General features: G+C 37.6%; 23 protein-coding genes and 2 other annotated features. Of the genes, 17 read left to right on the top strand and 6 right to left on the bottom strand.

What is annotated here, in order from left to right; all coding sequences use genetic code 11:
• Window positions 1-115: 115 nt before the first annotated feature.
• A complete protein-coding gene (locus tag JOD14_RS04055) occupies window positions 116-604 on the top strand; it encodes a YehS family protein (protein ID WP_204653444.1) in 489 nt (162 codons plus the stop codon).
• A gap of 420 nt (window positions 605-1024) precedes the next feature.
• A complete protein-coding gene (gene apf, locus JOD14_RS04050) occupies window positions 1025-1597 on the top strand; it encodes an aggregation-promoting factor (protein ID WP_204653442.1) in 573 nt (190 codons plus the stop codon).
• A 332-nt stretch (window positions 1598-1929) separates the two neighbouring features.
• Here apf and JOD14_RS04045 read toward each other — a convergent pair whose 3' ends face one another.
• Window positions 1930-2400, bottom strand: coding sequence for a GNAT family N-acetyltransferase (locus JOD14_RS04045; protein ID WP_204653440.1), 471 nt, complete (start codon window positions 2398-2400; stop codon window positions 1930-1932).
• Window positions 2401-2498: 98 nt separating this feature from the next.
• On the bottom strand, window positions 2499-3665 hold the full coding sequence (locus JOD14_RS04040) for an MFS transporter (RefSeq protein WP_204653438.1): 1167 nt from the start codon (window positions 3663-3665) through the stop codon (window positions 2499-2501).
• A 172-nt stretch (window positions 3666-3837) separates the two neighbouring features.
• Here JOD14_RS04040 and JOD14_RS04035 point away from each other — a divergent pair, with 172 nt between their 5' ends.
• The 13 genes from JOD14_RS04035 to JOD14_RS03975 all read left to right on the top strand — a co-directional run bounded on the left by JOD14_RS04035 (window position 3838) and on the right by JOD14_RS03975 (window position 18606).
• Window positions 3838-4710 (top strand): aminoglycoside 6-adenylyltransferase, encoded by an 873-nt coding sequence (locus tag JOD14_RS04035; protein ID WP_204653437.1) that lies wholly within the window; start codon window positions 3838-3840, stop codon window positions 4708-4710.
• A 72-nt stretch (window positions 4711-4782) separates the two neighbouring features.
• Complete coding sequence (locus JOD14_RS04030) at window positions 4783-5754, top strand: diaminopimelate dehydrogenase (protein ID WP_204653435.1); 972 nt, start codon at window positions 4783-4785, stop codon at window positions 5752-5754.
• A gap of 147 nt (window positions 5755-5901) precedes the next feature.
• Window positions 5902-7308, top strand: a complete 1407-nt coding sequence (locus JOD14_RS04025; RefSeq protein ID WP_204653433.1) for an aldehyde dehydrogenase family protein — start codon at window positions 5902-5904, stop codon at window positions 7306-7308.
• Window positions 7309-7325: 17 nt separating this feature from the next.
• Window positions 7326-9608 (top strand): glycoside hydrolase family 95 protein, encoded by a 2283-nt coding sequence (locus JOD14_RS04020; protein ID WP_204653431.1) that lies wholly within the window; start codon window positions 7326-7328, stop codon window positions 9606-9608.
• A gap of 142 nt (window positions 9609-9750) precedes the next feature.
• Window positions 9751-9988 (top strand) — a binding site (T-box leader).
• 50 nt (window positions 9989-10038) lie between these two features.
• Window positions 10039-10278, top strand: a binding site (T-box leader).
• Window positions 10279-10348: 70 nt separating this feature from the next.
• Complete coding sequence (gene trpE / locus JOD14_RS04015) at window positions 10349-11737, top strand: anthranilate synthase component I (protein WP_204653429.1); 1389 nt, start codon at window positions 10349-10351, stop codon at window positions 11735-11737.
• Window positions 11734-12297: an anthranilate synthase component II gene (locus JOD14_RS04010; protein WP_204653427.1), complete on the top strand. Its 564-nt coding sequence runs from the start codon at window positions 11734-11736 to the stop codon at window positions 12295-12297. The genes trpE and JOD14_RS04010 overlap by 4 nt, the downstream gene beginning before the upstream one ends.
• Window positions 12298-13302, top strand: a complete 1005-nt coding sequence (gene trpD / locus JOD14_RS04005; RefSeq protein WP_204653425.1) for an anthranilate phosphoribosyltransferase — start codon at window positions 12298-12300, stop codon at window positions 13300-13302.
• A gap of 17 nt (window positions 13303-13319) precedes the next feature.
• The gene (trpC, locus tag JOD14_RS04000) at window positions 13320-14078 is read left to right on the top strand and encodes an indole-3-glycerol phosphate synthase TrpC (RefSeq protein ID WP_204653423.1); all 759 of its coding nucleotides are present in this window, start codon (window positions 13320-13322) and stop codon (window positions 14076-14078) included.
• Entirely contained in the window at window positions 14075-14692 is a 618-nt protein-coding gene (locus tag JOD14_RS03995) for a phosphoribosylanthranilate isomerase (RefSeq protein ID WP_204653421.1), read from the top strand. The genes trpC and JOD14_RS03995 overlap by 4 nt, the downstream gene beginning before the upstream one ends.
• Window positions 14693-14697: 5 nt before the next feature.
• On the top strand, window positions 14698-15891 hold the full coding sequence (gene trpB / locus JOD14_RS03990; RefSeq protein WP_204653420.1) for a tryptophan synthase subunit beta: 1194 nt from the start codon (window positions 14698-14700) through the stop codon (window positions 15889-15891).
• 1 nt (window position 15892) lies between these two features.
• Window positions 15893-16672 carry a tryptophan synthase subunit alpha gene (trpA, locus tag JOD14_RS03985; protein ID WP_204653418.1) on the top strand — a complete coding sequence of 260 codons (780 nt, stop codon included), beginning with the start codon at window positions 15893-15895 and terminating at the stop codon, window positions 16670-16672.
• A 176-nt stretch (window positions 16673-16848) separates the two neighbouring features.
• Window positions 16849-17361, top strand: coding sequence for a hypothetical protein (locus JOD14_RS03980; RefSeq protein WP_204653417.1), 513 nt, complete (start codon window positions 16849-16851; stop codon window positions 17359-17361).
• A gap of 18 nt (window positions 17362-17379) precedes the next feature.
• On the top strand, window positions 17380-18606 hold the full coding sequence (locus JOD14_RS03975) for a hypothetical protein (RefSeq protein WP_204653416.1): 1227 nt from the start codon (window positions 17380-17382) through the stop codon (window positions 18604-18606).
• A gap of 714 nt (window positions 18607-19320) precedes the next feature.
• Here JOD14_RS03975 and JOD14_RS03970 read toward each other — a convergent pair.
• Window positions 19321-20253: a LysR family transcriptional regulator gene (locus JOD14_RS03970; protein ID WP_204653415.1), complete on the bottom strand. Its 933-nt coding sequence runs from the start codon at window positions 20251-20253 to the stop codon at window positions 19321-19323.
• Window positions 20254-20434: 181 nt separating this feature from the next.
• Between JOD14_RS03970 and metE the strand changes: the two genes are divergently transcribed.
• Together metE and metF are read left to right on the top strand one after the other, a co-directional pair.
• Window positions 20435-22681, top strand: a complete 2247-nt coding sequence (metE, locus tag JOD14_RS03965) for a 5-methyltetrahydropteroyltriglutamate--homocysteine S-methyltransferase (RefSeq protein WP_204653414.1) — start codon at window positions 20435-20437, stop codon at window positions 22679-22681.
• Window positions 22682-22684: 3 nt separating this feature from the next.
• On the top strand, window positions 22685-23545 hold the full coding sequence (gene metF / locus JOD14_RS03960; RefSeq protein ID WP_204653413.1) for a methylenetetrahydrofolate reductase [NAD(P)H]: 861 nt from the start codon (window positions 22685-22687) through the stop codon (window positions 23543-23545).
• Between the two features lie 201 nt (window positions 23546-23746).
• Here the strand turns inward: metF and JOD14_RS03955 are convergent, their stop codons facing one another.
• The 3 genes from JOD14_RS03955 to JOD14_RS03945 all read right to left on the bottom strand — a co-directional run bounded on the left by JOD14_RS03955 (window position 23747) and on the right by JOD14_RS03945 (window position 26685).
• Window positions 23747-24253, bottom strand: a complete 507-nt coding sequence (locus tag JOD14_RS03955) for a COG2426 family protein (RefSeq protein WP_204653412.1) — start codon at window positions 24251-24253, stop codon at window positions 23747-23749.
• Between the two features lie 74 nt (window positions 24254-24327).
• Window positions 24328-25152 (bottom strand): DUF368 domain-containing protein, encoded by an 825-nt coding sequence (locus JOD14_RS03950; protein ID WP_204653410.1) that lies wholly within the window; start codon window positions 25150-25152, stop codon window positions 24328-24330.
• Between the two features lie 15 nt (window positions 25153-25167).
• Window positions 25168-26685, bottom strand: coding sequence for a DUF1846 domain-containing protein (locus tag JOD14_RS03945; RefSeq protein ID WP_204653408.1), 1518 nt, complete (start codon window positions 26683-26685; stop codon window positions 25168-25170).
• Between the last annotated feature and the right edge of the window lie 111 nt (window positions 26686-26796).

The raw sequence follows: 26796 nt of genomic DNA, 5'->3' as shown, positions 1-26796 counted from the left end.
ATTAATAGTAAACGGAAAAATGTGGGGGACTTTTGAGGGATTCAAAACTGCGAACCCACGAATACAGAGGGACTAGAGTTTCCTAGTTCACTCAATGATTTAACGGAGGAACAAAATGAATAATAATGATATTTTAATTCGCTTGCGTTATGCTTTGGATATTAAAGACGTTGATATGCTAAAGATTTTTGAATTAGGCGGCAACCCCTTGACTCGTGACGAACTGCGAACCTTGTTAACGAAACAAGAAGAGGACTTGGATAAAGACGCCACGTGTGATTTGCATACGTTAGAATCATTTTTGAATGGCCTAATTACTTTTAAACGTGGGAAAGCTCCAGCCAAAAATGGCGTGGAACCACAACCAACCTTTTTAATGACAACCCAAGGCAATGTTAATAATGTACTACTAAAAAAAGTTCGTATTGCATTAACTTTAACGAGTGATGATATTTTAGATATTTTACGTTTAGCTGGAGTATATGCATCGAATAGCGAATTGAGCGCTATTTTACGTAAAGAAGGCCACCGGAATTATCAAATTTGCGGTGATCGTTATGCCCGGAACTTCCTGAAAGGATTAGCCATTAAGTATCGAGGATAGAAAAAAATATGCCCTAGTGGTGCAACACCCCAAAAAATTCGCTTTTTTGTACTAATTTTTAAGGGGGAGTACCACAGGCATGTTTTTTTGTCTAAAAAAAGGCCAAAAAAGAAAACTTGAAAAATTACAAGGAGGTAAAATTAGGCTTTTTTTGTAATATTTGTCGCTTTTTTTGGGTAAAAGAAAATTTTTTTATGATTTTAATAAAAAAATAAGAAAAAAAGATTGCTGAAAAGGTTGATAAATCAGGGAATACACTTCTTTTTTGTTTAACGTAAACAAATCGTCTTTTTCGTAACGAGTTGTAAAGTCCTTATCACCTATGAAATATTGAATGGTGTTAGTATTGTTTCTGTACTTGAGAGAGAAATAATCAAGTAAATCAAAATTCGTCAAGAGAAGATGAGGAGAATTATTCGTATGAAGTCTTTAAAAACAGTTTTATTAAGCACAGCAGTTGTTGCCGGTTTCGGTATTTTATTAGGTGGGAAAGAAGCACTCGCTGATGAAGTTTACACTGTTCAACCTGGTGACACACTTTCAGCTATTTCTTACAACTTTTTTGGTACAGTAGATGCTATTGATCAAATTGTCAAAGTAAACGATATTACTGATAAAAACTTAATTTTTGTTGGAGAAGAATTAATTTTACCAACAGATGGTACAACACCAGTTGCAGCAGCTCCTGCTCAAACATATAACGAGCCAGCACCCGTTGTTGAACAAGCGCCTGCACCAGTAGTAAATAACTATTCTTCTAATGTATCTGGTTCTGAAGCAGAAGCAAAAGAGTGGATTGCATTTAAAGAATCAAGTGGTTCATATACAGCAACGAACGGTCAATACTACGGTCGTTACCAATTAACAAATACTTACTTAAACGGTGACTATTCACCAGAAAACCAAGAAAGAGTAGCCGACCAATACGTAGCACAACGCTATGGTTCATGGGTAGCAGCACAACAATTCTGGTTAGCCAATGGTTGGTACTAAAATTTAAGTAAATTCAAAAAAGCAGATTCTCTGAAAAGGATCTGCTTTTTTACTTGGTGTTTATTTACCTAAACTAGCCAAAGTTTGTACGTTACCATGTAAAGCCTGGGAATGGGCCAATAGCCGGAAAGGCTACTGGATAGTAGCAAGGAGTCCAATATTACAAAGAAACCTCGACAACTCCTATTGGAGTCATCGAGGTCTCAAAAGTCTGACAAATCGTTACAAATCTTTGCGTCATATATCTTAATTGAACCGCCGTGTACCGAACGGTATGCATGGTGGTGTGAGAGGTCGGGAGTTAATCGCTCCCTCCTACTCGATTCTTATCATTAAAAAAGTCGTAAAAACCAAGTATCCATTAAGGTATGACCAGTTGCTCCGAGTGGTTGTTCCAAAGAAATAAATTGGTTTCTCAAATAGAGTTGGTTGGCTTTAGCTAAGATGGAGGATGTTTCAAGATAAACGCCTTGATAATGTTGCTCGGCATATAAAAGAGCATACTCTAAAAGTTTATGGCCATAACCTGCTCCTTTGACTCCTTCAACTAGATATAATTTTTGTAACTCAGCTAAATGTTCTTGAAAAGGAGCGATACCAACGCCACCAACAATTTCATCGGCTTCATTGACGAGTACCCAATAATTTGCATGTGTCCGTGAGTGGTAAAATTGAAACAATTGATCGAGTTCTGGATCAAAGTAAGCCGTGCCAGGCAAGTTTAATTGGTGCTTTTCTAAGTTTTCTCGAATGATTTTTGCGACGAAGGGGTTATCTTTTTCTTGAATTTCCCGAATTTTCATTTTTTGCTCACCTCTGATTAGAGCATAGAGGATAGGAAGCCTTTTGTCGACAAAAAACACCTCTTTTTTTGATGAAGTAAAGAGGTGTTTTAAGTCGGTTAGGCTGTTTTACGTAATTGTTTCCCATTTAGTAATAAAGATAAAAAGCCAGTAGCAAGTAAAATTGCAGCTGAAACGTAATAAGGGAAATAGTGGTTGACATCAAACAAAGAACCCGCCGCTACCGGACCAATGATATTGCCAAAACTCGTAAAAGTAGAGTTTAAACCATTAATGGTTCCTTGTTGCTCACCGGCGTGTTTTGAAAGATAAGTTGTCACAGCTGGACGGAATAAATCAAAGGCCAAAAAGACAACAAAAGTTGATAAAATAACAACGAGATGACTATTTGTTACTGCAATTATGCCAATAAAAATCGCGCTGATAAAAAAGGACAGTTGAATAATCCCCATTTCACCGACTCGCGTTACAATCCAATCGAAGAAGAAAATTTGGCAAATTAATGCAAGTGTTCCACTAATGGTAATAATTAAAGCAATTTCACTAACGCTAAACCCAAAATTAATGGTCGACATAATACTATAAATCGATTCGAATGCTTGTAAACCAAAAGAAGAAATCAAAATAATAATAAAGAGTGAGCTAAAAAGTGGGTTTTTTAAAATATCTAAAATAGAAGCTTTTGGTCCATCGCTAATCGCAACCAATTGTTTTTCGGGTTCTTTTAAAATAATTAATGAACAAATAAAACCGATAAAAGCAACCGTTGCGGCTGCAAAAAAAGGTGCGCGAATGCCAAAGTGAGCAATAAAACCTCCAACTCCTGGCCCAATAATAAAACCGCCACTAATTGCGGCCGAAACAAGTCCCATCGCGCGAGGTCGCTCAGAAATGGTTGTCATATCTGCTACATAGGCCGTAACCGAAGGCATAATTAAAGCTGCCGCAATCCCGCCAAGGGCACGTGAGAAATAGAACCCATTAACGGATTGAGCCAAACCAAATAGTAATTCGGAAAAAGAAAAAAGCAACATCCCGGCTGCAATCATTTTTTTACGTCCCATCTTGTCAGACATGACACCAGTAATCGGTGAGGCAATTAATTGAGCAAAGGCAAAAATAGAAATCATCATTCCCATGACTGCTCCTGAGAAATTCATTTGTTCTTTAATTTGTGGAATAACCGGAATCACCAGTCCAACTCCTAAAAAGACTAAAAACAAATTCGAAATCGCTAAATACATCATATTTTTTTTATTTTTCATACGTCCTCCTTAGTCAAAATAGCCACAAGACTATCAAGGGCTACAAATTTCAATTATAATAAAAACAACAAGACTATAGTAGTCTATTTGAAATGAATTTTCATCATTTTTATCTTATTTTTTTCATTAGATTTTTATCATTAATAAACTTAAATCAAAAGGAGTAAGCAGATTGCGTAGCGAAGAAGAAATTTATCAAATGGTTTTAGGTATAGCTAAAGAAGATGATCGAATTCAAGCGCTTTATCAAAATGGTTCACGAGTAAATGTGAATGCCCCTAAAGATATTTTTCAAGATTATGACCTTGTTTTTGTAGTAAAAGCAACAAAACCGTGGATTGAAGACCAAAATTGGCTAAGAAAACTTGGAGAAATCATGTATTTTCAATTACCCGATGAAACACCAGGAGAAAAAGGAAACCACGAAGAAACATATGGTTGGTTGATTCAGTTTTGTGATGGGACGCGTATTGATTTACATGTTGAATCCGTTGATTATGCGCGTCAAAAAATATGGGAAGATTCTTTGACAACGATTTTACTCAATAAAAACCAAACATTACCAAAAATTCCACCAGCTTCTGATCGAGACTATCAAGTGAAGCCCCCAACAAAAGAAGCGTACTTAGCTTCTTGTAATGAGTTTTGGTGGTGTAGTAATAATTTAGCAAAAGGACTTTGGCGAAAAGAGTTGACTGTTGTTCAAGAGATGGTAAATCAAGTTTTACGCAAAGAACTTGAGCAAATGTTGGCCTGGAAAGTAGGGGTTTTGACGGACTATTCGGTCAGCATTGGGAAGTCGGGGAAATATTTGCCACGTTGGTTAAGTCAAGAAGAGTGGGACCAATATTTAGCAACTTATTTTCGAGCAGATGTTGACGAAGCATGGGAAGCAGTTAGGCAAATGGTGGCTTTGTTTGAACAAACAGCTCATTTTGTCGGAGAGAAAGCAGGATTTACTTATAATCAAAACGAAGCCGATGCGGCATGCGAATTTTTATTTCATGTGCAGCAGTTACCAGAAGATGCATTAAGTATTTATTAAATTAAAAAAAATCTCATCATTTTACCATCTTTATAGTATAATTAGTTTAACTGTGAGAAGGAGTGGTGGAGAATGGTCAAAGTAGCAATTGTCGGATATGGAAATTTAGGACGTGGGGTGGAGCTTGCGGTTAAGCAAACACCAGATATGGAAGTTATGGGCGTCTTTACCCGTCGCTCACCAGAAACAGTGAAAACATTGGGAGCCGCTGTTTTTCGAATGGATGAGTTAATTAACTATCAATTGGAAATTGATGTTTGTATTTTATGTGGGGGATCTGCAACCGATTTGCCTGAACAAACACCAGAAATTACGCACCATTTTAATACCGTGGATAGCTTTGATACGCATGCGAAAATACCAGAGCATTTTGCTAAAGTTGATGCAGTAGCTAGAGAACACCAGAAAGTATCGGTGATTTCAACTGGTTGGGATCCAGGGTTATTTAGTTTGAACCGTTTGTATGCTCAAAGTATTTTACCACAAGGTCAAACCAATACTTTTTGGGGAAAAGGGGTCAGCCAAGGCCATTCAGATGCCCTTAGAAGAATTAACGGGGTGGCCGATGCAACACAATATACCATTCCCAATACCGAAGTAATTGAGAAATTAAAAGCGGGCGAAACATTAGAATTAACGACCCGTGATAAACATTTTCGTGAATGTTTTGTCGTGTTAGAAGCTGGCGTAGACGCTGAAAAAATTCGCGAAGAAATTGTATCAATGCCTAATTATTTTGCTGATTATGATACGGAAGTTCACTTTATTTCACAAGAAGAACTCAATCAAAACCATAAAGCCATGCCGCATGGTGGAACAGTATTACATACAGGCGTAACCAATGGCGAGACAAAACAAGCAATTGAATACAATTTATATTTAGGTAGTAACCCAGAATTTACAGCAAGCGTGCTTGTGGCGTATGCCCGTGCTTGTGTGAAATTAGCAGCCGAACAAAAATTTGGTGCGTATACTGTTTTTGATATCGCACCCAAATATTTATCACCCAAAGACGTGGCAACGTTGAGAAGAGAACTATTGTAAAAATGAATAAAGCGATGATTTAGTTTGTTTGAAGAGTAAGGACAGTCCAGTTTTTTGCGAAGGAACTTTCGAAAAAAATGAAGAGGAAGACCGATCTTTTAATGAAGAATCATCGCTTTTTTACTATTTTATAAGGAGGGAATAACGATGGAAATAGTCGCCCAATTATTTTACGATGGACGGTGGCATACGGGTGAGTCTAATACTTTCTCGCCAATTTTAAACCCGGCTACAGAAGAAGTCGTAGCCAAAGTCATTCAAGCAACGGCAAATGAAGTTGATCAAGCGGTCATTGCTGCCAAAAAAGCGTTCCCTAAATGGCAAGCACTTAAGCCACGAGAAAGACAAGCTTATTTTTTACGATTAAAAGAAGCGTTGATAAAATATCAAGAAGAATTGGCGCAAACGATTCAGTTAGAACTCGGTTCAGCATTTGAGTTTACTCGCAGTGTGCAAGTAGGTGGTCCGATTCGGGAGTTGACGAGTTTACTCGAAGAATTTACTTCTTATAACTTTGAAGAAACCCGCGAAAATGCGACAATTGTTAAAGAAGGCTTTGGAGTGGTGGCTTGTATTACACCTTGGAATTACCCTTTGAGTCAAATTCAAAGAAAAGTCGCACCGGCCTTGTTAGCTGGAAATACAGTTGTCGTAAAACCTGCGACGAACACGCCATTAACAGCAATCTTATATGCAAAAATCATTGAAGAAGTTGGTTTTCCGCCGGGGGTTTTTAATTTAATAACCGGCAGTGGTAGCGAGATTGGTGCTTATTTAGCCAATCATCCAGAAGTCGCAGTGATTTCGTTTACCGGTTCAACCAAAGTTGGAAAATCTTTATATGCACTAGCAAGCACCAATGTAAAAAAATTAATCTTAGAATTGGGAGGGAAATCGGCCTTAATTTATTTGAAAGGTGGCGATTTGGCAAAAGCAGTCGAACTTGCCGCAAAAACAGTGATTGATAATCAAGGTCAAACTTGTTCAGCACTATCTAGACTTCTGATTCCAAAGACAGAATTAGTGAAAACGAAAGAATTACTTATCGACTATTACCAGCAATTAGAAATTGGTGATCCACAAATAGTAGAAAACCGAGTGGGGCCACTCGTTTCAAAAACCCAGGAAGCCACCGTACTGAACTATATCGCTCAAGGGGAAAAAGAAGGTGCTCAGCGATTCATCGGTGGCCATAAACTACCACGAAAAGGCTACTTTATTGAACCAACTGTTTTTCTAGACGTAACCAATCAAATGACGATTGCTCAAGAAGAAATTTTTGGCCCGGTACTAGCCGTTTTGACTTATGAAACGGTAGAAGAAGCCATCGCGCTAGCCAATGATTCCATTTACGGCTTGTCTGGTGCTGTCGTTGGTCCCAAAGAAGAAGCAATGCAAGTAGCACGTCAATTGCGGACAGGAAACGTTTCAATCAATGGTGCACCACGAAGTTTTAAAGCTCCTTTTGGTGGCTATAAACAATCAGGTTTAGGTCGTGAGATTGGTTTGTATGGCTTGGAAGATTATTTAGAGATAAAAGCGATATTTAGATAAAAATAAGAGAGTTTATGATGAAAAAAATCATAAAAGCTCTTTTTTTAAAACAAAGAGACAATAAATATGCTAAAATTGTTACCGGTTACAATAACAAGGCAAAGGAAAAGGATTATTCAATGAAAGAACAAGATTTAAGATTAGAATACCAACAAGCGGCTCGAAATTGGGAAGAGGTTTTACCACTTGGCAATGGTTCGCTTGGAGCGATGGTTTGGGGTGGAGCGGAAAAAGAAATCATTGGGTTAAACCAAGAAACGCTTTGGTCAGGCTATGTACGCGACAAAAATGATCCTGCTGTTTTAAACTACTTACCGGAAGTTCGGCGTTTGCTTTTAGCCGAAAAATATGAAGAAGCACAACAAATGACCGAAAAGCATTTACTTGGTGAATATGGCGAGAGTTATCTGCCTTTTGGTAATTTGGTGTTAACCTTTCCAAATCAAACGACACAAAAATACACTCGTTCTTTGGACTTGGCAACCGCTATAGCGAAAGTTGAAAGTGGACAGGACCAAGACAAACTAACTCGAGAGTACTTTGTCAGTTATCTGCACGATGCTCTTTTTATTCAAATAACCGGGCAACAATTTCAATGTGCGATTGCCTTTGAATCAAAGTTAAATCCGCAAGTTCGTTACACGCCAAATAAAATCCAAATAACCGGTCAATGTCCAGAACATGTTGATCCTAATTACATTCCAACGCGCCCAGAGTCATTCATTCAAGGGACGAAAGGTCAGCATTACACCGGTGAAATTGCGATTTATACAACGGATGGCCAAGTTGAGGTGATGGATAATCAACTGTTCGTTACAAAAGCAAGTACCCTCGTTTTGCAAGTGAGTTTGATTCGACCCGCTAAAAATACGAAAGAGCAAACGTATGAAGCCATTAAACAAGAACATATGGCGGATTACCAAGCATTGTTCGCTACCGTTGCAATCGGCTTTGGTCAAAAAGTCGCCTTGCCAACGGATCAACGTTTAGCTCGTTTAAAAGCAGGTGCCCAAGATCCTAGTTTATATGCCCTTTATTTTCAATATGGTCGTTATTTATTAATTGCTTCTTCAAGAGAAGGTAGTTTGCCAGCGAACTTGCAAGGAATTTGGTCATGGGAAGTCCGTGCGCCTTGGAGTAGTAACTGGACAACGAATATTAACTTACCAATGAACTATTGGCTGGCGCAGACTTGTCATTTAGAGGCTTGTTTACCACCATATTTTGACTGGTTAAAAAAATTAGTCGTAGAAGGGAAAAAAACAGCACGAATCAATTATGGGATGCAAGGGTTTGTTGCGCATCATAATGTGGATTACTGGATGAATACGAATCCAGTCGGACGCCCTTTTGACCAAAAAGTTGGCGAAACAGGGAGTGCAATGTGGGCAATGTGGCCGATGGGAGGTTTATGGTTAAGCCAAGAATTATTTAGACACTATCAATATCATTTAGATGAAAAATTTTTAAAAGAAACGGCTTACCCGATTTTAAAAGAAGCGTGTTTATTTATTTTAGACTGGTTAGTTGAAATTGACGGCACGTATCATAGCTTGCCTTCAACTTCTCCGGAAAACCGATTCCAAGTGACAAAAGACTCACCACCTTGTGCCGTTACTAAAGATAGCGCGCTAGACCTTCAATTGATTGAGGAATTATTCATCAACTTTACCAAAACTTGTCAAATTTTAAAATTGAATGATTCTTTACTACAATCAATCACTCAAGTGCAGGCTCGTTTAGCAAAAGTTCAAATTGGTCAAAAAGGCCAAATTCTTGAATGGGATAAAGAGTTTATTGAAAGTGAACCTGGCCATCGCCACTTTAGTCACTTGTATGGATTGTTTCCTGGTGAAAATTTTGACAGCGATGAAACACTCATAACCGCAAGTAAGGTGTCTTTAGAAGAGCGCTTAAACGGTGAATTTGCCCACCATACAACAGGGTGGAGTTGTGCTTGGATTATTAATTTTTATAGTATTTTACAAGACAAAACCAACACAGGGAAGTATTTAAAGAAAATGCTCGTGGATTCCACGTTAGATAACTTGTGGGGCGTTCACCCACCATTTCAAATTGATGCGAATTTTGGTGGAACCGCGGGAATTGCCAATGCATTAGTTAATGAACGGCTTGGGCAACTAAACTTATTGCCTGCTTTGCCTGATTTCTTGCCAAATGGGTATGTAAAAGGTTTGCGTCTGACCGGAAAAAGAACGATCGATCTTTCTTGGGAAGATGGGAAGTTGACAGCGTATCAAATCCATTTAGAAGAAAAAAATGAATCAATGAGAATATGAATTTAAATAAAATGAGATATAACATTAAAGTCATATTTTTATATAAGCTTTAGTCAGGTTTGAAAAAAGTACTTCATAAAAACTTAACAACTTCTCAGTTGACATTTATTTATTTTTAATGTAATATAAGTTAAAATTTAATAAACAAGCGAAACAAAAGAGAAGTAACTTGATTTCGATTTGACAGAGAGCTGATGGTGGTGGGAATCAGTAAATCAATGAAGTGAAATGGACTTTTGTGCTGAAAGACTGAAAGAAATTTTATTAGTAGGTTTTTCCGGGGGATTCCCGTTAACGAGTAGCAGTATTGTTTGATACTGATTAAGCGAATGAATTTTTTCATTCATTGAGGTGGCACCGTGGAATTATCCGCCCTCAACGACGTGTTTGATTGCGTTGTTGAGGGCGGTTTGTTTTTTTAATGAGCATATAAAAATCATAACTAAGAAGAGTAATTAAGTAATGAAAGTTTTAAAGAGAGTTTGCACTTGGTGAAAAGCAAACAGCTTTTTCTTAATGAATGGGCTTAGTTGAAGAAACTCTGAATTAAAAGTAGGAGCTTTCCGGGTACTCCCGATAACGAGGAAGGTCGTTTATTGACGGCTGAATGAGTGCATAAAGAGGCAGTCTCTTTATGAATGAGGTGGTACCGCGAATTTTCGTCCTCAGATAAGTGTTTTTTTCGAGCACTTATCTGAGGTTTTTTTATTACTTTGAAAAGAATAAAGGAGTGGACAAAAATGCAAAAAATCAAAAAAATCAATGGGGATTGTTTAACCCCCGTCTCAGCTTTTTTAAGAATGAATGGAAAAAATAAATGTTTATTAGAAAGTATTCCGCGTGAAAAAGAATCAAGTCGTTATTCCATTATTGCTTTTGATCCAGTCTTTGAATTAACTTTTCAAGAAAAAGAATTAACCGTAAAAAACCATTTAACACAAGCAATAAAAACGTATCCGGTTCAAGACCCCTTAAAAGAAATTGAACAATATGTCATAAAAGAAGAAGCAGTAATCGAAGGGCTTCCTTTTCAAGGAGGTGCAATTGGTTACGTTGGCTATGATGTGATTACTTGTTACGAAGATATCGGGCCGACACCAATAGATGAACTAGGGATGCCAGAAATTGATTTACTTATTTTTGAAAAATTTGTGGTATTTGATCACCAAAAAGAAACGGTGACGTTAGTTGTCCAAAATATGTATAGCCAGGCAAATGAAGCCACGTTAGAAAGCGAATTAGAATTACTTACCCGAGAATTACAAACACCCAATCCAAGTGAGCAAAGCCCGCTTGCGATTGAATCATTACAATTTACGAGCAACTTCACTCAAGAAGCTTTTGAAGCAGTCGTTAAAAAAGCCAAAGAAAAAATCGCAGCGGGGGATTTGTTCCAAGTCGTTCCATCACAACGCTTAAAAGCCAATTTCAAACAAAGCCCATTTGATTACTATCGTAAGTTGCGTTTGTCAAACCCTTCTGCTTATTTGTACTATTTAGACTTTAATGAATCAACCAAAGTCATTGGTTCATCACCTGAAAGTTTGGTCCAAGTAAAAGGGGAGAAAGTCACCACGAATCCGATTGCTGGTACGCGTAAAAGAGGGGCAACCAAAGCCGAAGACGAAGCACTCGCGCAAGAGTTGCGTAATGATGAAAAAGAACAAGCGGAACATTTAATGCTCATTGACTTAGGACGAAATGATATCGGACGCATCGCCGAAATCGGGAGCGTAACCGTTCCGTTATATATGGCCGTTGAGAAATATCGTTACGTCATGCATTTGGTTTCACTTGTGGAAGGTCGTTTAAAAAAAGGGTTAACGGCAATGGATGCCCTAAAAGCGACGTTACCAGCTGGAACAGTGAGTGGCGCACCTAAAATTCGGGCGATGACGCGGATTTATGAATGGGAACCAGTTAAAAGAGGCGTCTATGCTGGCGCGATTGGGTATTTTTCACATGATAATCAAGCGGACTTTGCGATTGGGATTCGCACGCTCGTTTTAAAAGATGAGGTCGCTTATGTCCAAGCAGGAGCAGGCATTGTATATGATTCTGATCCAACAGCTGAATATTTTGAGACGTTACAAAAAGCCAAAGCCTTACTGGAGGTGGGAGAAAAATGATTTTACTTGTTGATAATTATGATTCATTTACGTTTAACTTAGTCCAACAATTTAAAGACGTTCCGATTCAAGTATTGCGAAATGATGACCCAACGTTGCTAGCAGTTGCGCAAAAAGCCCAAGGTATCGTTCTTTCACCTGGACCTGGAACACCCAGTGAAGCCGGTTTATTAAATCAAGTGATTGCGACCTTTTACCAAACAAAACCAATTTTAGGCATTTGTTTAGGCCATCAAGCCATTGGGGAAGTCTTAAAAGGAGCAGTTGTCCCTGCAACTCAAATTATGCACGGGAAGCAATCCGTTGTTGATTATGAAAAAAAAGGATTATTTGCCAAAGTTGAAGGCGAATTGAAAGTCATGCGTTACCACTCGTTAATGCTAGCTAAGGAAAGCTTGCCAAAAGAATTAAAAGTAATTGCTCAAACGCCTGATTGTGTCATGGCGATTCAACACGAAACATACCCCGTTTTTGGTTTGCAATTTCATCCCGAGTCACTGGGAACCCCTAAAGGACAAATATTAATCGATGCCTTTATAAAAATCGTGGAGGAGAATTAAATGAAAGAATTGACCAAACAATTATATCAAGGACAAGACTTAACTTTTGAAGAGATGCAACTCGTCGCTGAAACCATTTTTAATGGCCAACTTTCAGAAGCCCAGGTTGGCGCTTTGTTAATCGCCTTAAAGTATAAAGGGGTTCGAATCGAAGAACTAGCCGCGATTGCTCAAGTCATGCAAAAACGGTCCATTACGATTACCAATGCGCCACTAAATTCAATGGATAATTGTGGAACAGGGGGTGACCATAGTAATAGCTTCAATGTTTCAACCACGGCTGCTTTTGTTTTAGCAGCAGGTGGTGTCGTGATGGCCAAACATGGCAATCGCAGTATATCTAGCCGTTCAGGGAGTGCCGATACATTAGAACAACTGGGGGTGCGCTTAGATTTTGCACCGGATGAAATTGGCGACTTGTTAAATGAAGTCGGGATCGCCTTTTTATTTGCACCAGCCCTTCATCCAAGCATGAAAGCCGTCATGAAAATTCGCCAAGAACTTGCCACACCGACTGTTTTCAATTTGCTCGGCCCACTGATTAACCCTGTACCATTACAAACGCAATTAATGGGCACTTATGCCGCGGATACTATCGTAAATACAGCAGAAACACTTGGCAAACTTGGTCGGAAGCGGGCAATCGTTTTACATGGGGCAAACGGTATGGACGAAGCCAATTTAGCTGGTGTAACCAAATGCGCATTACTAAAAGAAGGTTTTGTAACGCAATTTGATTTATTCCCTGAAGACTACGGGTTTTCAACGATACCCATTGAAGCAATTGTCGGTGGAAATCCGGAAAGAAATGCGCAAATTTTAGTCGATGTATTGGCGAATAAGCCATCGCCGTATTTAGAAACAGTTGTTTTAAATGCGGGGTTGGGTTTTTATGCTAACGGAAAAGTCGAGACGCTCGCAGAAGGTTTTACGCTTGCAAGAACGTGTTTGGCTTCTGGTGCGGCCTATGATAAATTACAACAATTACTGGCGGCTCAACGTTAAGAATAGGGGGAAAAAGAATGGATTTTTTAGAAAAAATTTTAAAAGAAAAAGCCAAAGAGATTGAGGCAATGCCTTATGAAACGCTCCAAACGCCAAATCAACGGGCTAAATTTTACGATTTAGTAAAAAACAATGCCGAAAAAATGCATTTAATTGGTGAAATTAAGCGAGCATCGCCTTCAAAAGGCAACATTAATACGGATCTTGATATTTTAGCTCAAGCCAAAAAATATGAAACGGCGGGTGTAAGTGCGATTTCGGTTTTGACGGATGAAGTTTTTTTTAAAGGAACCATTACAGATTTAAAGTCGGTCAGCCAAGTCGTTTCTGTACCGCTCCTTTGCAAAGATTTTATTCTTTCAGAAAAACAACTCGTGCGGGCCAAAAATGCAGGGGCCAGTATCGTCTTACTAATTGTCGCTGCTTTAAGTCCAGAACGCTTAGCAACATTATATCAAGCAGCTAGTGACTTAAATTTAGAAGTATTGGTTGAAACCCACGATGCAGTAGAATTAGCAATTGCACAAAAGATTGGTGCCAAAATCATTGGCGTCAATAATCGTAATTTAAAAACATTTGACGTCAGTATTGAAACAAGTGTCGCTTTGGCCCCACCAGCCAGTGAGGCGATTTATATTAGTGAGTCGGGTTTTAAAACGGCCGAAGATGTTGCAAAAGTGGCGCCTTATTATCATGGTGTTTTAGTTGGCGAAACTTTAATGAAAGCACAAAACCCAAGAGAAGTCGCCCAAGCACTTCAAGTGAGTCGCGTATGACGAAAGTTAAAATTTGTGGCTTAACGGATCAAGCAATGGTGGATGCGACCGTTTTAGCAGGGGCCGATTATTTAGGTTTTGTTTTCGCAAAAAGCAAACGGCAAGTCACACCAGAACAAGTATTAGCCATCACTAAAAATGTACCGAAAAGAGTCAAAAAAGTGGGCGTCTTTGTGTCACCAAGTTTGACAGAAGTGATCCATATCGCTAAAACTGCCCAACTGGATTTATTACAAATCCATGGTGAATGGAAAGAAGAACAACAAGCGAGCCCTTTGCCAATCATTCAAAGTTTTAACGGCCAAAGTCCAAGTTTGAAAAAACAAATTGAAACAAGTGACACGGCGTTTATTTTGCTAGATGCCCCGATTACAAACGAAAAATATGCTGGCGGCAATGGGAAAACCTTTCATTGGCAAAGCGTTACTCCAGCATTACAAAACATACTTAAAACGCGGCGAACCTTTATTGCAGGTGGCTTAAATCCACAAAATGTCAAAGAAGCCATCACTTTTTTCACCCCCTTTGCAGTAGACGTCTCCAGTGGCGTTGAAACAAACGGTCAAAAAGATATTCAAAAAATAAGAGCCTTTATCCAGGCTGTAAAGGAGTAAGTAATATGTATCAACAACCAGACGAAAAAGGCTTTTACGGCGAATTTGGTGGACAATTTGTGCCTGAAACCCTAATGCATGCAGTAAAAGAACTGACACAAGCTTATGAGGAATCAAAAAATGACGAGGATTTTCGGGAAGAACTAGCTAATTACTTGAAAGATTATGTTGGACGTGAAACCCCACTTTATTATGCCAAAGCCTTAAGTGAAAAACTCGGTGGCGCCAAAATTTATTTAAAACGTGAAGATTTAAATCATACAGGGGCGCACAAAATTAATAATGCACTCGGGCAAGTTTTATTAGCTAAGAAAATGGGGAAAAAGAAAATTATTGCAGAAACCGGCGCCGGTCAACATGGCGTGGCAACAGCGACGGCCGCAGCTTTGTTTGGGATGGAATGTCTTGTTTTTATGGGAGCACTAGATGTGAAGCGTCAAGCGTTAAATGTCTTTCGGATGGAGTTACTCGGCGCCAAAGTTGAAAGTGTTTATTCAGGGAATCATACCTTAAAAGATGCCGTGAATGAAGCATTACGATACTGGGTCGCTAATATTGAAGACACCCATTATATTATTGGTTCAGCCCTAGGTCCGCATCCTTACCCAGAAATGGTCCGCGATTTTCAAAGTGTGATTGGAACAGAAGCACGTCGCCAAATTTTAGAAAAAGAAGGACGATTACCCGATGTCGTAATGGCTTGTATTGGTGGCGGTAGTAATGCAATTGGGATTTTTTCACCTTTTGTTCAAGATGAAGAAGTGCAGTTAATCGGCGTCGAAGCAGCTGGTTTAGGTGTGGAGACAAACGAGCACGCCGCGACTTTAACAAAAGGCGAAGTCGGTTATTTACATGGTGCGCGGATGCACTTGCTACAAGATGAAGATGGTCAAGTGATTGAACCTTACTCCATTTCTGCAGGACTGGATTACCCTGGAGTCGGCCCGGAACACTCCCATTTAGCGGCAATTAAACGTGCGACTTATGTGGCGGTAACGGATGAAGAAGCCGTGGCTGCATTTCACTTGTTATCACGAGTAGAAGGAATTATCCCCGCCCTAGAAAGCTCGCATGCGTTAGCGCAAGTAGTAAAATTGGCGCCAACAATGCGACCAGATCAAAGTATTGTCGTTTGTTTATCAGGCCGTGGCGATAAAGACGTGGTCCAAATCAAAGAACGCATGGAAGGGGATAAATAGGATGGAAAAAAGTTTAACCGCTTATTTAAAACAAAAAAAAGACGCAGGGGAAAAAATCTTTGTTCCTTATATTGTGGCAGGAGGCAATGGTTTAGACCAATTAGAAGCTGAAATTCAATTGTTGGCTGAAAATGGCGCAACAGCTATTGAATTAGGTATTCCATTTTCCGATCCCGTTGCGGATGGTCCTGTTATTCAAAAAGCGGCGTTAAATGCTTTTAAAAAAGGCGTTACTTTCAAAAAAATCGTCGCCACTTTGGAAAACATTCATTCACCAGTTCCAATTATTTTGATGGGGTATGCCAATTCATTCTTTCACTATGGCTTTGATCAACTTGTGAAAGACTTAGAATCAACCGACGTCAAAGGGCTAATTGTCCCGGATATTCCCTATGAACATCGTGATTTCATCTTACCGCGACTAGCTGAAAGTGACTTAGCGGTCATTCAACTAGTGAGTTTGACAAGTACAAAAGAACGGATGAAAGATTTACTTGCAGTCGGTGAAGGCTTCATTTATGCCGTGACAGTGAACGGGACAACAGGAATTGATCAAGCTTTCCAAGCACAACTAGATACGCATTTGGCTTATATCGCTGATCAAAGTCCCATCCCTGTCTTAGCTGGATTCGGCGTCTCAAACCGCGCACAAGTCGAACGTTTTAATGCCGCTTGTGATGGCGTAATTGTTGGTTCAAAAATTGTCGCCTCTTTGGCACAAGAAAAACAAGAAACAACCAGTCAGTTAGTGGCTGAGTTGACCGGGAAAAAGAATAATTAAAAAACTCCTCATGAAATTACTTTTTTAATTTCATGGGGAGTCGTTATTTTGTAACTATTATACTACTAAAATGATAGAATGTAGTATAATAGTTACGGAATTTTATAGGATTGTTTTTTGTTTATATCCAAGTTATGATTACTTGAAGTCATAAACAAAAGAGGAGATTTTATTATATGAGTGAGTATTATTATATTTTATCTTTGTATCAGAAACACAAACGTTATGAGTTAAAGGTAATCTTCTTTTCACTTTTAATTTTAGTTATTACTAGTTGTTTTGTATGGCTAGATTTATTTCGAATAGAACCAATTTTTATTTATTTTATAGGTATGTTAGTAAGTTGTTATTATGCTTATAAAATACGAGTTGAGAGTAAAAATTATCAAAAATTATTAAATTTTTTAAAAAATAATGAGGAAATATCTGATAATAAGGAGCTAGTCTTTTTTATTGATTATCAATTAGATAGTTATTTTAAACAAGAATCAACTGAAATTTGGAATCGTTTAACTGATGGCGAAAATTGGAATGTTGAAAAATCTAAAAATGAAATCCATAGAATTATTCAAGAAATTATCAATTATTATGAATTTTTAACATTAGATGAACGACATGACCAAAATATCGAATTATCTTTAGATTGGTATAGAGAATCAATTGAGAAACGGAAGAAAGATTTAATTTAGCATTAGGAGGAGGGGGAAATGAGAATTAGACGCGAATTAATAGGGATAGTATTAGCTTTTTCAACTGCTGGGATTTTCGCAACAAAAGCAAATGAAAATGCTTATCAAGAAATATATACGCAACAAACTAAGCAAGTTGTTAGAATAAATGAGACATTAAAATCAGAATTTATTTCTTCAGAAGATTCCAAATTACTAACAAGAGAATTAAATAATTTTGAATTAGTCGAGAAAAAACAAAACCGAAAAGCGCTAAACAAACTAATTGAAACAGAAAAACAACATCTTTCCGAAGTAGAAGAAAGAAATTTATTAGCTGAAGCGAAAACTGCTCAAAAAGAATATTCACTACTATTAAAGGAGTTTACAACTTTAGAAAAAAAGAGTGAAGAAGCATATGTTCTTTTAGAAGATAAACAAAATATTCCAGATGTAAAGCAAGAAGTCAATAATCTAAAATCAACAGATAAAGTAAAGCCAATTCGAAATTTAGAAAAGAAAATTCATAATTTATTTCAAGGAATATCGATTAAACAACAACAAATGATTTCTGCTATTGATGAATTAAAAGACCTAAATATTGAATCAAGTGCATTGCTTAGTAGAAAATATGTATCAAAAGAAGATAAAAATCTTTTGGAAACAGATCAAAATGAAAGTTCTCAGTTTTTTGAAAACGCCAATGATATTGAGATAGTAATTAAGAGAAGAGAAACTTCACAAAAGTTAATTAATCAGATAAGTGAAAAACAAGAAAAAATAGAAAGAGATTTTACAGATAATGAAGATCAGTCATTAGCTTTGATCGATTCAGTAAATACACTGCTTAGCACAGGTGAGTTATCTACAATAGAAAAAGAAACTTTGAAAACAACAAGTTTATTACTCACAAATTCATTAAATCTAACAGAGTACCAACCAGGGAACCTAGCAATAAATTATCAAGAGTTAAAGAAAAATTATGATGAATATTCAAATAATAGTACAAAACGATTGGAAGAAAAAGCCCAACAGCAAGCTGCGGCTGAGAGGCAAGCGGCACTAGAAGCGGAAAAAGCTTCCGGACCTGGGGAGTTACGATTAGTTGGAGATTGGTATCAAGCCCCTGCAGGTTATAAATTTTTAAAAGAATCAAGCCGCTTAACGTATGGTCAAGTAAAAAAACCTAACAATTTTCGACTAATTACTATTGAAGAGGCAGCGAACTATAGCCCAGGACATGGAAATGGCTCAGCAAAACAGTAATAATTATTGATAGAGGAAATTAACCAATACCATCCTTAATATCATTACGCTAAATTAAAAATAATTATCTAACTGAAAATAAAAAAATGTTTTTTTCACGCTGCTTGTTTGTAAATAAGGGATGGCTCTTATTTCTGTTTCTTTCCCAAGTTTTGATGTAAATTAGTAAAAAACACACGAAAAAAGTGAGCGTTCATATGCTCGCTTTTTTCGTGTGCTAAAAGTTGAGAATGAACACAATTCTGTAACAGACTTCTAAGCAAGTTACAAAAAAATACTTCTTTTTCTTATTATTGAAACGATGTTAAGAAAGGAAAAAATTTCATTCCGTTATATAAATTTTAAATAAGAACCACAGTAAAACGCCATTTATTTTGAGCTATTTATTGTCTACCGATTCAATAAAAAACATGGAAACAGCGATATTTGACCTCGATATTTTATAGAACAAGTGCAAGATTTTTAACGGTAGAACACGGAAAATCGTGCACTTTGATCAATGTTGGAGGTTTCTAATATATAAATCAAAAATTTACACGCCACCTATTTTTGCAGATTTTGAGCAACCTGTTAGTTAAAAAGCAATGTTACACAACTTTTACGAATAGCTTTAGGTGCCTTACTCATTCAAAAAGAATATGGCTTCAGTGATGAAGAAACCGTGATGCAAATTCAAGAAAATCCTTCATTTGCCGACATTAAATAATCTCTTGCCTACTCTTTTTCCGGATAAATCTCAAACCCATAGCCACGAATATGGTTTTTCAGCATGGTTAAATAAGAACGAGCAATCGGGCTTAGTTCGCGCTGGTTTTGTTTTAACCAACCAAGGGTAATCGTGTCTTCGTATTCAAGTGGGATGGCAACAATTTTGTCATCGTTTAACTCGCTACTAATAATGCCCGAGCTGATAGTGTAGCCATTTAAACCGACCATTAAGTTGAAAATCGTTGCGCGATCACTGACTTTAATGTTCATTTTCCGGTCCCAAGTACTTAAAATTTCTTCCGAGAAATAAAAAGAATTGTTTTCGCCTTGTTCATAAGAAAGATAAGGATAGTCTTCCAAATCTTCTAGAGTGAGTGATTTTTTTTTCGTTAAAGGATTCTCTCGACTGACAAACACATGTGGTTGTGCATCAAATAAAGGAGTGAATGTTAAATTTTTTTCTTTAAATAACTTGGTCATGACTTGATGATTGAAAGAATTCAAATACAAAATCCCTAATTCACTACGAAAGCTCGCTAAATCATCAAAAATATTTTCTGTTTCTGTTTCACGCAAAGTAAAGCTATATTCTTCTGTATCAACCGTGCGAATAAGCTCTACAAAGGCATGCACGACAAAAGCATAGTGTTGGGCAGAAACTGAAAAAGCTTGTTTTCGCGGGCGAATGTCTTTGTATTTTTCTTCTAAGAGGTTGACTTGATCTAGAATTTGGCGACTATAAGCTAAAAATTCGCGTCCTTGCTCAGTTAAACTAACCCCTCGCGGATTCCGTAACAAGAGCTGGATCCCCATCTCGCTTTCAAGTTCTTTCATGGCATTTGATAAACTAGGTTGCGACAAATACAAATCTTTGGCCGCCTCGTTGATGGAACCTTTTTCAATAATTTTTTCTAAATAAATCAATTGTTCTAAACGCACCGAATCACTCCTTTTTTTATTCCTTCACTAACCAATCGCAGGCTGAACTTCAAATGATTCTTTTTAGTATAACATAGGGGTATAGTTTAAAGCTATAACTGGTTCTTGTTTTTTTGAATTATCGCAAACAAAGAAAACATGGTAGTTTATTACTTAACAAAGATGCAGGAGGAAATGGCTTATGACAACAACTATTATCGGCTTTCCAAGAATTGGTGAGCAACGTGAATTAAAATATACGACGGAAAAATATTTTCGTCATGAAATTAGTGCGAAAGAATTAGAAGCGTTTGCCAAAGATTTGCGTCAAAAACATTGGCAACTCGTTAAAGAACAAGGGATTGATGAAATTCCAAGTAACGATTTTTCATTTTACGATACTACTTTAGATACATCGTTTTTATTGAATATCGTGCCAGCGGAGTTAACGACGATTGATTTATCAACACTAGATAAATATTTTGCATTAGCTCGTGGTTACCAAGGAGAAAAAGGCGACATTAAAGCACGCCCGATGAAAAAATGGTTCAATACGAACTACCATTACATTGTGCCAAAAATTGAAACGACGACACAAATTAAAGTAAACGGTACGAAAATTTTCGATGAGTATGCAGAAGCAAAAGCCTTAGGGATCGAAACACGTCCGGTTATTTTAGGACCATTTACTTTACTTCAAATTAGTGAATTTTCTGAAGGGGTCAATCGCGAACAGGTGATACAAGATTTAATTGCTGCATACAAAGAAATTGCGACACGGTTATTTGAGTTAGGCGCTAAAGATCTTCAAATCGACGAACCTGGTTTAGTAAAAGATTTAACGGCAAAAGAAGTCGCGGAATTCCAAGCGATTTACGAGACATTATTAGAAAACCAAAGCTTGCCTGTTTTGTTACAAACCTATTTTGGCGATGTCCGCGATGCTTATGACACATTAGTTGCTTTACCGTTTGAAGCGATTGGTTTGGACTTTGTGGAAGGGATTAAAAATAAAGAATTAGTAAAAAATAATTTCCCAGCTGATAAGATTTTGTATGCGGGAGTTGTCAACGGGAAAAATATTTGGCGGAACGATTATGCGCAAACACTTGCTTTCATCAAAGAGTTAGCCGTTGAACAAATTGTTTTAACCACTTCTTGCTCATTGCTCCATGTGCCTTTTACGACTGAAAATGAAAGCTTCCCAGCAGAAATTAAAGAGCATTTTGCATTTGCTAAAGAAAAATTGACTGAATTGTTAGAATTAAATGCCATTTTAAATGAGCAAGGTCAAACTTATTTAGAAGCGAATCAAGCGTTATTTACCAAAGAACGTTTTGCAAAAAATCAAGCATTACACGATAGGGTTGCCCAATTAACAGAGGCTGATTTTACACGGACACCGGCTTTTGAAGAAAGAGAAATTTCGCAAAAAGCGCATTTTAATTTCCCAGTTTTACCAACCACAACAATTGGTTCTTTCCCACAGACGAAAGAAGTGAAACAAACGCGCGCCAAATTTAACCGCCAAGAAATTACGCAAGCAGAATATGACCAATACATTGCCGATCAAATTAATGACTGGTTAACTTGGCAAAAAGAAGTCGGATTAGATGTACTTGTTCATGGGGAATTTGAGCGAAACGACATGGTCGAGTATTTTGGTCAAAATCTAGAAGGCTATTTATTTAGTCAAAATGGTTGGGTTCAATCATACGGTACTCGTGGCGTGAAACCACCAATTATTTGGGGCGACGTGACCCGTAAACAAGCCATTACGGTGAAGTGGTCGAGCTACGCGCAAAGCCAAACCGATCAATTTGTCAAAGGGATGTTAACAGGTCCAGTTACGATTTTAAACTGGTCATTCCCACGTGAAGATATTAGTATTAAAGATTCCACTTTACAAATAGCCTTAGCGATTCAAGAAGAAGTCCTTGATTTGGAAAAAAATGGCATTCAAATTATTCAAATTGATGAAGCAGCTTTACGTGAGAAATTACCGTTGCGAAAATCCGATTGGTACTCAGAATATTTAGATTGGGCCATCCCAGCTTTTCGTTTGGTTCATAGTAAAGTACAAGAAAAAACACAAATTCATACGCATATGTGTTATAGCGAATTTACCGATATTATTCGTGCGATTGATCAAATGGATGCCGACGTGATTTCCTTTGAAGCGTCTCGTTCGAATTTAGCAATTCTAGATGAATTACAACGCCAAAACTTCAAAACACAAGTTGGACCGGGTGTCTACGATATCCACTCACCACGTGTGCCAAGTGTGGAAGAAATAACAGAAACAATTCAAACGATTTTAACGAAGGTGCCATTACCAAAAGTTTGGGTAAACCCAGACTGTGGCTTAAAAACAAGAGGAATCTCCGAAACAAGAGCCAGCTTAGAAAATATGACAAAAGCAGTGAAGCAGATACGAAAGGAGTTGTAGAAAATGTTAAAAGGCTTATCTTTTGAAGTTTTTCCGCCAAATACGACAACGGGGGTGAGTAAGTTAATGACCACCTTACCAAAATTAAAGGCATTAGAACCAGAATTTATTAGTGTCACTTGTAGCAATGGTACCAATCAAGTAGCGGAAACAACCGTCAAAGTGGCGAGTTATATCCATCAAGAGCTCCATATTCCAACGATTGCTCATCTACCGGCGACGTATCTAACCAAAAGAGAAGTCGATGACGTACTACAACAATTGAATCAACTGGGAATTGACCAAGTTTTGGCCTTGCGTGGCGATATTTTGCCGAACATGGTGCCAAAAGAGGATTTTAAATACGCGAGTGAACTAGCAAGCTATATTAAAAATCATTCACCTAATATTCAACTAAGTGGCGCTTGTTACCCAGAGATTCATCCGGAATCCGGCAGTCGCGTTGCTGATGTCCAAAATCTAAAGAAAAAAGTCGATGCTGGTTGTGAGAAATTGATTTCGCAATTGTTTTTGGACAATGATGTTTTTTATCAGTTCCAGGAGGCTTGCGCTTTAGCGGATATTCAAGCACCGATTATCGCTGGAATCATGCCCATCGTAAATCGTAAACAAGCATTACGTTTAATTAAAACAACGCAAACAAAATTACCAAGAAAATTTTTAGCGATTTTAGAAAAATATGAGCACAACCCACAAGCGTTGCGAGAAGCAGGACTTGCCTATGCAGTTGATCAAATTGTGGATTTAGTGACACAAGACGTAGCAGGGGTTCATTTATACACGATGAACGACGCCCAAGTTGCTCAACACGTTGTTGCCAATACAAAATCACTTTTTAGTTGTCAGTTAGCAAAAGTCGTTTGAGAAAAATAAAAAAAGCGAGCCCCAAAATATTAAGGGAGCTCGCTTTTTCGTGATACTTTAAAACAGAATGCTTATAAAATAACCTGGATAGACGGTATTTAATGAGCAGCTTCTCGGTCATAGCTCTCAATTTTTTGAAATGAAAAAGCCATTTGAAAAAATCGTTCGTTATGACTCGAAGCAAAACGCTCATTAAATAACCTATTTTAATCCGAATGCGCCGGGGATGGTGTATGCTAACAAAAGCATAATCACAGAAGCGGTTAAGACACCAAAAGCAATTGGGAAGAATGATTTTTTTGGTGGTAAACCAAGTAAAGCGGCAATTAAAGAACCTGTCCAAGCACCGGTTCCTGGTAATGGAATCGCTACGAATAAGAAAAGACCTAACATCAATCGTTCAGGATATTTCTCCATCATCTTTTGACCACCATCGCGGCCTTTCGTAATCATTTTGTTGGCTAATTTTTTTATTGGGCCTTTTTCAGCAAGGAACGTTAAAATTTTCTCAATAAAGAAAATAATAAAAGGGACGGGGATTAAATTTCCAATAATCGCAATTGGCATCGCCTCATACCAAGGTAGTCCCAAAATACTGGCTGCCACTAACCCACCACGTAACTCCAAAACGGGCATTAGTGAAATAAAAAATACGACCATTTTAGGGGTTAAATATTGTTCAAAAAAAGCCATCATCATTTCTAACATAAAAACAAATTCTCCTTAAGTAGTTGTTAAAAGTGGCAACTAATCGACAATCAAGTCCATTAGTTGTCACTTTTTTATGTATATTTTTCTTCTAAACGACTCATCCAAGCACCCAAACCAATGCCACCTAATAATAAAAAGAAGGAAGCAAGAGAATGAAAGAAGGTAAAACTAGAATAATCCGTTGGTACAATCATAAGAGTTGAAGCAAAAACAATACCCAAAATAAAATGAAACAATTGTGGATAGGCTTTTTTGAAAGCATAATCGATGAGTTTCGAAAAAACGATAACGGTTAAAATCCCACCTAAAGCAAGGGGGAACAGGACCGAAAAGTTTATTTCTTTAATACCATCCGACATCGCTTTATACATGCCCATATAAATTAAAAAGTTTGAAGGACTTAATCCTGGAACGATCATACCTAAAGCAATCAAAGCGCCAGCTAGCATCCAGGTCCAAAAGTTTTGACTGACTTCTGGAAAAAATTGAGCGCCACTATATAGGAATAAAAAACCACCAATTAAACTCGCGAATAAAATGAACCATTCTTGCCTAGAACGTCCTTTTTTTCCCGCTTCTTGCCAAAGTGCGGGTACCGTTCCGACGATGCAACCGATAAAAAACCACATCATCATTTTTTCGTAAGCCCCTAAAAGAAAACTCACGAAAAACGAAAGGATAAAGACCCCTGTGATTGCTCCTAAGCCGATTGGTAAAAAGAAGAAAACATTGTCTTTGAAATCTTTCGTTAGGTTTGCTAAAAAAGAAATAATCCGTCCATAAATCCCAAAAATAGCAGCGAGTGCACCACCGCTAACCCCTGGTAAGATAAAGCCTGAACCAATAAACATCCCCTTAACAAAACGCAAAAACCAATCTTGTTTATTTTTAATCATAGATGCCCCCCATTTTTAAACATAAAATAAGTTTTTAGAAGGGAAGTCAGGATCACAAGTAAATGAAATTCCTAAACTACGTAAAATTTGTTCATCATCTTTATTTAAAATCACGGTTGAATGCGCCTGAGTATCTTTTAGTTCAATCAGTTTGGCATAAGCTAATTGAGCAGTCGGGTTTGTAACCGCACTAATGGACAAGGCAATTAGAATTTCTGAAATATTTAGTGAAGTGATTCGCCCAGCTAATTCATTGGATTTCAAGCGTTGAATCGGTTCTAAAATATTTGGTGAAAGAAGTAAAATTTCATCGCTAATATTTGCTAAAAATTTAATCGCATTTAAAACAGCGGACGCACTTGCATCCATTAGTTCAGAACCACGCCCAGTAATAATCCGGCCATTGGCTAACTCTAAAGCCATCACTGGTGGGGTAAATTCTTGATCCCAATCAGAGCGGTTTTTAAGTTTTTCAGAATATTGTCGTGCAGGCAGAACACAAGCACGATCTTCTGGCCGTAAGTCAAGTTCTTCCATAATAATTTGAATTCGATTAAGGGTATCTAAATCTGTTACCCCTTTTTTATAATTGCTTGCTGTTTCAAAGTAGCGTCGGATGACTTCTTGCTTTGAAGCTTCTTGAATAATGGCATCATCAATAATACCAAAACCGATGCGATTGACACCCATATCCGTTGGTGAATGAAATTCAGCTTCGCGTCCAGTAATTTTTTCAATGGTTCGCTTAATAATAGGGAACGTTTCAATATCGCGATTATAATTAACCGCTACTTCACCATAATAATCATAATGGAAAGAATCAATCATATTCACATCTTTTAAGTCGACCGTTGCTGCTTCATAAGCAATATTTAAGGGATGTTTTAAAGGAATGTTCCAAACGGGGAACGTTTCAAATTTTGAATACCCACCAGAATTCCCTTGGCGACTTTCATGGTACAACTGGTTTAAACAAGTTGCTAACTTCCCACTACCAGCTCCAGGACCGGTTACAACGACGATTGGTTTTGTGGTTGGGATATAGTCATTTTGCCCAAAACCTTCATCGCTAACAATTTTATCAACATTCACTGGATAGCCTTCAATTTCACGGTGTGTAAATACTTTAATGCCACGTTGTTGTAGTTTGTTCATGAAGATTTTTGTAGAAGGTTGCCCGTTGTAACGAGTAATGACGACACTATTTACTGCGAGTTCATAGTCGCCTAGCTCATCGATTAAACGCATGATATCCATATCATAGGTAATACCATAATCTCCGCGAATTTTATTACGTTCGATATCACCGGCGTATACACAAATAATAATCTCTATTTGATCTTTTAACTTATGCAATAATTTGATTTTTGCATCTTGATCAAAGCCAGGTAAAACACGCTTGGCATGCATGTCACCAATTAGTTTTCCACCGAATTCCAGATACAATTTATCGTAATTATCTACGCGTTCTAAAATATATTTTGATTGCTCTTCAATATATTTTTGTGGATCAAAACCGATTTTTTTTGTCATAAATTTATACCCCTTTTATCTCTATTGAGAACAAAAGAAATGCTCTTGTATTATTCAAACAGAAAATGAAAGAAATAACAACTAATAATAGGATATTTTTAGAGAAAAATT

Origin of the sequence: Enterococcus lemanii, assembly GCF_016909125.1 — a bacterium.
GTDB classification, from domain to species: Bacteria; Bacillota; Bacilli; order Lactobacillales; family Enterococcaceae; genus Enterococcus_I; species Enterococcus_I lemanii.
The sequence above is the reverse complement of the archived record's forward strand: the minus strand, read 5'-3'. Positions and strand labels throughout refer to the sequence as shown.

Bases quoted from the DNA above. Each gene is read 5' to 3' on its own strand.
- JOD14_RS04020 (WP_204653431.1), top strand. From the start codon at position 7,326: ATGAAAAAAATCATAAAAGCTCTTTTTTTAAAACAAAGAGACAATAAA.
- JOD14_RS04040 (WP_204653438.1), bottom strand. From the start codon at position 3,665: ATGAAAAATAAAAAAAATATGATGTATTTAGCGATTTCGAATTTGTTT.
- apf (WP_204653442.1), top strand. From the start codon at position 1,025: ATGAAGTCTTTAAAAACAGTTTTATTAAGCACAGCAGTTGTTGCCGGT.
- metE (WP_204653414.1), top strand. From the start codon at position 20,435: ATGACAACAACTATTATCGGCTTTCCAAGAATTGGTGAGCAACGTGAA.
- JOD14_RS03950 (WP_204653410.1), bottom strand. From the start codon at position 25,152: ATGATTAAAAATAAACAAGATTGGTTTTTGCGTTTTGTTAAGGGGATG.
- JOD14_RS03945 (WP_204653408.1), bottom strand. From the start codon at position 26,685: ATGACAAAAAAAATCGGTTTTGATCCACAAAAATATATTGAAGAGCAA.
- trpB (WP_204653420.1), top strand. From the start codon at position 14,698: ATGTATCAACAACCAGACGAAAAAGGCTTTTACGGCGAATTTGGTGGA.
- trpC (WP_204653423.1), top strand. From the start codon at position 13,320: ATGGATTTTTTAGAAAAAATTTTAAAAGAAAAAGCCAAAGAGATTGAG.
- JOD14_RS03975 (WP_204653416.1), top strand. From the start codon at position 17,380: ATGAGAATTAGACGCGAATTAATAGGGATAGTATTAGCTTTTTCAACT.
- JOD14_RS04030 (WP_204653435.1), top strand. From the start codon at position 4,783: ATGGTCAAAGTAGCAATTGTCGGATATGGAAATTTAGGACGTGGGGTG.
- trpD (WP_204653425.1), top strand. From the start codon at position 12,298: ATGAAAGAATTGACCAAACAATTATATCAAGGACAAGACTTAACTTTT.
- trpE (WP_204653429.1), top strand. From the start codon at position 10,349: ATGCAAAAAATCAAAAAAATCAATGGGGATTGTTTAACCCCCGTCTCA.
- JOD14_RS04025 (WP_204653433.1), top strand. From the start codon at position 5,902: ATGGAAATAGTCGCCCAATTATTTTACGATGGACGGTGGCATACGGGT.
- trpA (WP_204653418.1), top strand. From the start codon at position 15,893: ATGGAAAAAAGTTTAACCGCTTATTTAAAACAAAAAAAAGACGCAGGG.
- JOD14_RS04055 (WP_204653444.1), top strand. From the start codon at position 116: ATGAATAATAATGATATTTTAATTCGCTTGCGTTATGCTTTGGATATT.
- JOD14_RS03995 (WP_204653421.1), top strand. From the start codon at position 14,075: ATGACGAAAGTTAAAATTTGTGGCTTAACGGATCAAGCAATGGTGGAT.
- JOD14_RS03955 (WP_204653412.1), bottom strand. From the start codon at position 24,253: ATGTTAGAAATGATGATGGCTTTTTTTGAACAATATTTAACCCCTAAA.
- JOD14_RS04010 (WP_204653427.1), top strand. From the start codon at position 11,734: ATGATTTTACTTGTTGATAATTATGATTCATTTACGTTTAACTTAGTC.
- JOD14_RS03980 (WP_204653417.1), top strand. From the start codon at position 16,849: ATGAGTGAGTATTATTATATTTTATCTTTGTATCAGAAACACAAACGT.
- metF (WP_204653413.1), top strand. From the start codon at position 22,685: ATGTTAAAAGGCTTATCTTTTGAAGTTTTTCCGCCAAATACGACAACG.
- JOD14_RS04045 (WP_204653440.1), bottom strand. From the start codon at position 2,400: ATGAAAATTCGGGAAATTCAAGAAAAAGATAACCCCTTCGTCGCAAAA.